At 60.4% G+C, this 265-nt stretch carries 1 protein-coding gene; it reads left to right on the forward strand.

Annotated features, from left to right (window positions below; translation table 11 throughout):
• Positions 1-240: hypothetical protein (locus AAEY83_RS15835; RefSeq protein ID WP_351060481.1), on the forward strand; the 240-nt coding region annotated here is incomplete at its 5' end.
• Positions 241-265 lie beyond the last annotated feature (25 nt).

A 265-nucleotide genomic window follows, 5' to 3' on the forward strand; every position in this document is an offset into this window, starting at 1 on the left:
CTACACGGGAGTCGCCAAGCGGTAAGGCAGCAGGTTTTGAACCTGCCATGCGTTGTTTCGAATCCAGCCGCCCCTGCCATCTACGAAAAAACGCCAACTTCGCAAGAAGTTGGCGTTTTTTTATGCCTGCGATTTACTGCGCTTGAGCTAGCCGGGGCGTGCGCGATGCCGAAGCGCCGCGCACGCCGGTCACTCAGTGCGGTGCGCGCGGGATGGTTTTCATCAGGTCTTCAGGGCTGATGTGGCCGACCACGCTGCCCGGCTG

The sequence above is a fragment of the Psychrobacter sp. TB20-MNA-CIBAN-0197 genome (assembly GCF_040309765.1).
In the GTDB taxonomy this organism is placed as follows: domain Bacteria; phylum Pseudomonadota; class Gammaproteobacteria; order Pseudomonadales; family Moraxellaceae; genus Psychrobacter; species Psychrobacter submarinus.